Origin of the sequence: Secundilactobacillus hailunensis (genome assembly GCF_005405185.1) — a bacterium.
In the GTDB taxonomy this organism is placed as follows: domain Bacteria; phylum Bacillota; class Bacilli; order Lactobacillales; family Lactobacillaceae; genus Secundilactobacillus; species Secundilactobacillus hailunensis.
Window position 1 is genome coordinate 1 of the sequence record NZ_BJDO01000080.1, and the last position, 5,225, is coordinate 5,225.

Genomic DNA, 5,225 nt, shown 5'->3' on the forward strand with positions numbered 1-5,225 from the left:
TATTTTATCACGAAAAAAGCTAAAATCAGTAGGTCTATTTAAGTATGCCCTAATTTCCCTAAACCATCTTATAAAAGGGTTGTCTTTTGGTAGAAAACGCGCTCAACAACCCTGACTCCGGCCGTGTAACGCCAAAAAGCAGCGTTCCCAAGTTCAGGAACACTGCTTTTCGACGTTACACTCTGGAGTCAACCCGGGTTGTTTCACGCTCTGCTCTACAAAAATGGTCTCTTAACCCCCGCAATATCCGACCGCTGTCCATCACGAATCGGCTGCACCATGACACGCGGTGGCCATGCTTCGATCACCTTATCATGACCCAGATAGATGGCCACGTGCCAGATCACCCGGGTGCCCGGTTGATAGTAGAAGATCAGGTCCCCGCGTTCACGATGCTTATAAGCCACCCGCTTCAGCTTCTTTGACGCCCACAGATTGCGGGAATTCCACTCATTACCGGGATGCGCGTGGTTAATGGCACTGATTGGCGCTGGATTAATTCCGCCAGCGTACAGCGCCTGCATGGTCAATCCCGAACAATCTACCCCATAACTGGGACTCGACGATGACCCCACCAAATAAGGGTTACCCAGATACTTGTAAGCCTGCTTAATCATGGCCTCCACGTGAGCTTTACGACTATCCTTCGTTGTGACCGTCAACGGTGCCACATAGCTGTCGATGCTGGTCCACGATGACTTGGAGAAGCCCAGCTTGACCCAGGTATTCTCGTCCACGTCACCAGTCGCTTTCAAATGATGCTTGCGCTGGAAGTTCTTTACCTGATCATAAGTCGCGGTATTGTACTTATCATAGCCAGCAAAGGTCCCCATCTTCTTCATGATCTTCCAGGTCTTAATACCTTCATAGCCCCGTTTGACGGTGTAGCCGACCTTGCCGTAAGGCTTGATCTGCGTGTCTTGAACCTGATAGTAGGCCTTAGGATTCTGGTAGGCTGCGGCTTGCGTCGTCGTGCCTGCCAATCCCAAAGCAGCTCCAATACTTAACGCAATGATCCATCTCAATCGCATTGAAAAGACTCTCCCCTTCTACCTAATATCACTAATAACTCAGCGCACGGTTAGCATCCGCCTTGCGATGCGCCGTCATCGTACTATTGCTCATACTGGTCCGCTGCTTCGTCCACGGGTCATTGTAGTAGATCCGCGACTTCGAGTAGCCGGTCACCGTCAGCGCGTGGTTGCTGAAACCGTCCACGTTAGCGACCCAGACCACGACTAAATGATTGCGGCGCACCTGGTTCTTAATGCTGGTCAGACTAGCCCCCGTCATGTTCTTAGCGGTGCCCATGTGCGCTTTGACGACACCCATGAGGCCACCGGGGAAGACGTACCAGCCACGGGAACTGTACGGACTGCCAACAAAGCCCTTATTAGGGTCACTGGACCGTGGCATTTCCTTAGCTAAACTCATCTTGTCGACTTTAGCGCCACCGAACTGCAGCATCATCGCCGTCGCCGTAATCTCACAGCCAGTCGGCAGTTGCGGACGCTGACCGATCATCGGTGCGTAAAGCTTGTACGTGGAGGTCACAGTGCCCTTTTGCTCGACCCAGCCAGTCTGCTTATGGTTATACGTGAACTTCAGCCAAGTCACCCCGTTCACCACTTCTTCACGGGTAATGTGAATCGCCTGGTTGGCAAATGAACGTGAAGTGCTGATTGCCTTGCGGTTCGCAGCCGACGTATTGTAAGCGCCGGAAGCATAGACGCTGTAGCTACCAGTCCCCATAGTCGTGTAATAGCTGACCTTGGTCAGTTTGGTAATTGGTGCATACGCTGTACTACTGCTGCTGGTAGCGGCACTAGCGGTAGCGGTGTTGAGCGTTACCGTGCCCGCGCCAATTGACAGCCCCAATAACAGCGCTGCAATTCCATGTTTAATCTTCATATGTAAAATCTCCCCTATCTCATTTAATTGCAGTATACCATAGCCATTCCTAAATAGATGATTAAGCTCATCTAACAAATTAATGACAGCGCAAAAAAGCGCCACCCCCAAAGGTGACGTTTTAAAAATCATTCACTTAACTTGTTTAATACCTGCAAAGCAGCAATTTACCATTGATATATACCGTCTTATATTTGGAATTAATGAATCCAATATGTTACAATATGACCGTAAAGAGGCCGGTGCTCGAACACCGACATCCAGCAGCCGCTTTAAAGGCGGTGGCATTGACAGAACTATAAACTACTAGTCGTCCTGTAACCTACCAAAGTTATACAGGGCGGCTTTTTTAGTGCTTGTTACTGATGTAGTTTAGCAGCGCTAGTAAAAACGTGCCAAACAATAGCATCAACGAAAGTGCCTGAAAGACACTCATTGGCTGTGAAACCCTTTCTCAGATTGCTTCCGGTTTCCCATATGCATCACCTCAAGGGGAAAAGACAGCCACCACCCATAAAACCCTGCTGAATTAGTATAGCATACGTATCCAGATACCTGTGAGCGTGTTTTTTCACAGTAACAAAAAAACGCCACCCAAAGGCGACGTTTCCATAATCAATCATTAATTAATCAGCAACTCTGTAGTTGACATGCACAGTGACTGTGCTACGGCTATCACTGGCCGTTGTTGGTGTATCGGCAACACTGACAAAGCTGTAATGAACACCTGAGCTGGATACCAAGGTAGGATCCAGTTTATCGATACGAAGCGTGTTTTCAATTACCCCCGCGTTAATCGGATCACCTACTTTAACTTGATAATCTTTCTCGGAGCCAAAAACATCCAAACCTTCTCGATCATAACTCTTCAGTGCAATTGGGTTGTTGTTCTCATCAACCGGAACGATTTTTATTGCCCGAGTTTTGGTCGGGTCATCAGGCTTAACGTAGAAGAGGAAGCTGGCACCATTCTTGGCTACGGTACCGCCTTGCGGATCCTTAAGTGACTCATAAGGACTCTGACCGGTGCCAGCGCTAACAGGGATGTAACCTGAAGGGATGTTGTCAACGATTTCCTTCAAATCAGGATCGGTCGTGAGGTTGGTAGTCGCTACACTGTTATTAAATAGCAGCTTATGCGTGCTAAGCGCGTCACCATTACCCTCATCAACATAAGTAATCTTGACCAAATTACCTTGCGGTGCGCGGATACCAGCATAGTAGATCCAGCCAGTAACGGATGGGTTCTGATCATCCTTGACCTGATAGTAGAGGGAGCCTTCACGGTACTTCGTTGCGGCCCCAATGATCGTGAACGTATCGCTAGGCTTGAAGCCGGTGACCTTAGCCGCCCGATACTGGGTGTTCTTAGGCGCAGTCCAAAGGGTCGCCTTTGATGGGTCAGCAATCGTAAACCCGGTTTTTTGACCTGGCAGGCGACGGGTCTCAGTGGTTTGTGCCGGTTCGATACCACCGCCAAATTTGGTCGCGTCTTTACCACCGTAGATCCAGCCACGATAACGCCCGTTAAATGACACGACCTTATAGTAAACTGAGCCCCGGTTAGTGGTCACGATTGAATAGGCTCGGAAATAGTCAGTAGATACTGATGATCTGCGCAGCTTGGCCATAGTCGCCGTCGAAGCAACGACGTGGGCACCTTTAGAAGTCCCAACTTTGCTGTACAACGCGTGGGTCCCAGTTGGCTGCACATTCCGTGATTCTGGTGCAGTCGTAAAGTAGTCGGCCTTAGAAATATAAGCGTAGGACTTGGCACTAGCAGTCGTTGCCGCGAAGCCGGATGCGGCCAGCACTGAAACGACGGCCAAACCAGCATATAACGTCTTTTTCAAATTCAATTTCATATTAAATTGCACCCCTTCTTCAAACGATGAGAGATCATTAACTCATTGTCGACAAAAAACGCCACCCGAAGGCGACGTTTTGATAGTCAATTTAATTAATCATTAAAATGTAGCTCTGTAGTATGCCCGAACACTAGGCGTTGCGTTACCAGCAGCACTTGGAGTGTCTGCAGCGTGGTCGAAGACATAGGTGGTGCCGTCGTTAGCAACGATGGTACGCAGGTTGGCGTCGTTAATGATGTTTGCGACGTTGTTAGCAGTGATCGTGTCACCTGGCTTAACTTGGAACTTAGTCTTCTTGGCAGAAGCATCCAAAGCAGCTTGGTCTTGGCTCTTCAACTCGATGCTTGAGCCATCACTCTTTTCGGGTTGAACATTGATGCTAGTAGTTAAGTTAGCAGTATCTGCAGCCTTAACGTAGTACACAACAGTGTCACCATTCTTAGCTGTAGCAGCGGCTGAACGATCAGCGATTGAAGCAGCACCGCCGTTGTCATTGTCGTATGGTACATAGCCTGAAGGGACGCCGTTAACAACACTGTTTAAGTTAGCAGTATCGGTAACGTTAACAGTCGTTGCGCTCTTATCAAATGGAACTGAGCCAGTACCAACTTGGTTGTTAGAGTCTTTGTCAACATAGCTGACCTTGACTGAGTTACCTTGTGGTGCTTGAACCCCAGTGTAGTAGATCCAGCCAGTAACTGAAGGCTTCTGGTCATCCTTAACTTGATAGTAAAGTGAACCTTCACGAGCTTTAGTTGCAGCACCAGTTACGGTAAAGGTGTCGCTGGAATCAAAGCCAGAGATCTTAGCAGCCTTGTACTGGGTGTTCTTAGGAGCAGTCCAGATAGTGTTCTTAGCCGCGTTAACAATCGTGTAACCAGTAGTCGTGCCTGGCATTGTAGCTGACTTAGTCGTGGTTGCAGGTGTAATCCCACCAGCAAACGCCTTAGTCGACTTACCACCATAGACCCAGCCACGGTAATTGCCGTCAAATGAAACGACCTTGTAGTAAACGGAACCACGGTTAGTTGAGACAATGGAATAAGCACGGAAGAAGTCAGATGACTTCTTGGAGTTAGCTAAATTACCCATAGTCGTCTTAGAAGCAATGACCCGAGCACCTTTTACGGTACCAGGCTTGCTGTACAAAGCATTTTGACCAGTTGGCACAACGTTACGTGATTCTGGTGCGCTGGTGAAGTAAGCAGGTTTAGTAACATAAGCGTAAGTCTTAGCGCTGGCAGTTGTAGCAGCCAAGCTAGAAGCGGCAAGGACTGAGACAGCGGCTAAACCAACATACAGTGATTTTTTCAAACTAGATTTCATTAAAAAAACACTCCTTTTTTGGGGTCTAAGCTTTTTAGTGTTGATTAAGTTCAACACTGAGAAACTTAGGCCTGTTTTTTTGCAAAAAAAGGACACCTAGTCTCCCAGGCGTTATACTTT

At 48.2% G+C, this 5,225-nt stretch carries 5 protein-coding genes; all 5 read right to left on the reverse strand.

From position 1 onward, the window contains the following. Nucleotides 1-215: 215 nt before the first annotated feature. The 5 genes from FFM73_RS11990 to FFM73_RS12005 all read right to left on the reverse strand — a co-directional run bounded on the left by FFM73_RS11990 (nucleotide 216) and on the right by FFM73_RS12005 (nucleotide 5,105). Nucleotides 216-1,031: a C40 family peptidase gene (locus FFM73_RS11990; protein ID WP_137631894.1), complete on the reverse strand. Its 816-nt coding sequence runs from the start codon at nucleotides 1,029-1,031 to the stop codon at nucleotides 216-218. Between the two features lie 31 nt (nucleotides 1,032-1,062). Beyond that, the gene (locus tag FFM73_RS11995; RefSeq protein WP_137631895.1) at nucleotides 1,063-1,911 is read right to left on the reverse strand and encodes a C39 family peptidase; all 849 of its coding nucleotides are present in this window, start codon (nucleotides 1,909-1,911) and stop codon (nucleotides 1,063-1,065) included. Nucleotides 1,912-2,260: 349 nt separating this feature from the next. Continuing rightward, the gene (locus FFM73_RS13250; protein ID WP_373278677.1) at nucleotides 2,261-2,347 is read right to left on the reverse strand and encodes a putative holin-like toxin; all 87 of its coding nucleotides are present in this window, start codon (nucleotides 2,345-2,347) and stop codon (nucleotides 2,261-2,263) included. A gap of 190 nt (nucleotides 2,348-2,537) precedes the next feature. Beyond that, nucleotides 2,538-3,776 carry a hypothetical protein gene (locus FFM73_RS12000; protein ID WP_137631896.1) on the reverse strand — a complete coding sequence of 413 codons (1,239 nt, stop codon included), beginning with the start codon at nucleotides 3,774-3,776 and terminating at the stop codon, nucleotides 2,538-2,540. Nucleotides 3,777-3,878: 102 nt separating this feature from the next. Next, on the reverse strand, nucleotides 3,879-5,105 hold the full coding sequence (locus FFM73_RS12005; RefSeq protein ID WP_137631897.1) for an S-layer protein: 1,227 nt from the start codon (nucleotides 5,103-5,105) through the stop codon (nucleotides 3,879-3,881). Between the last annotated feature and the right edge of the window lie 120 nt (nucleotides 5,106-5,225).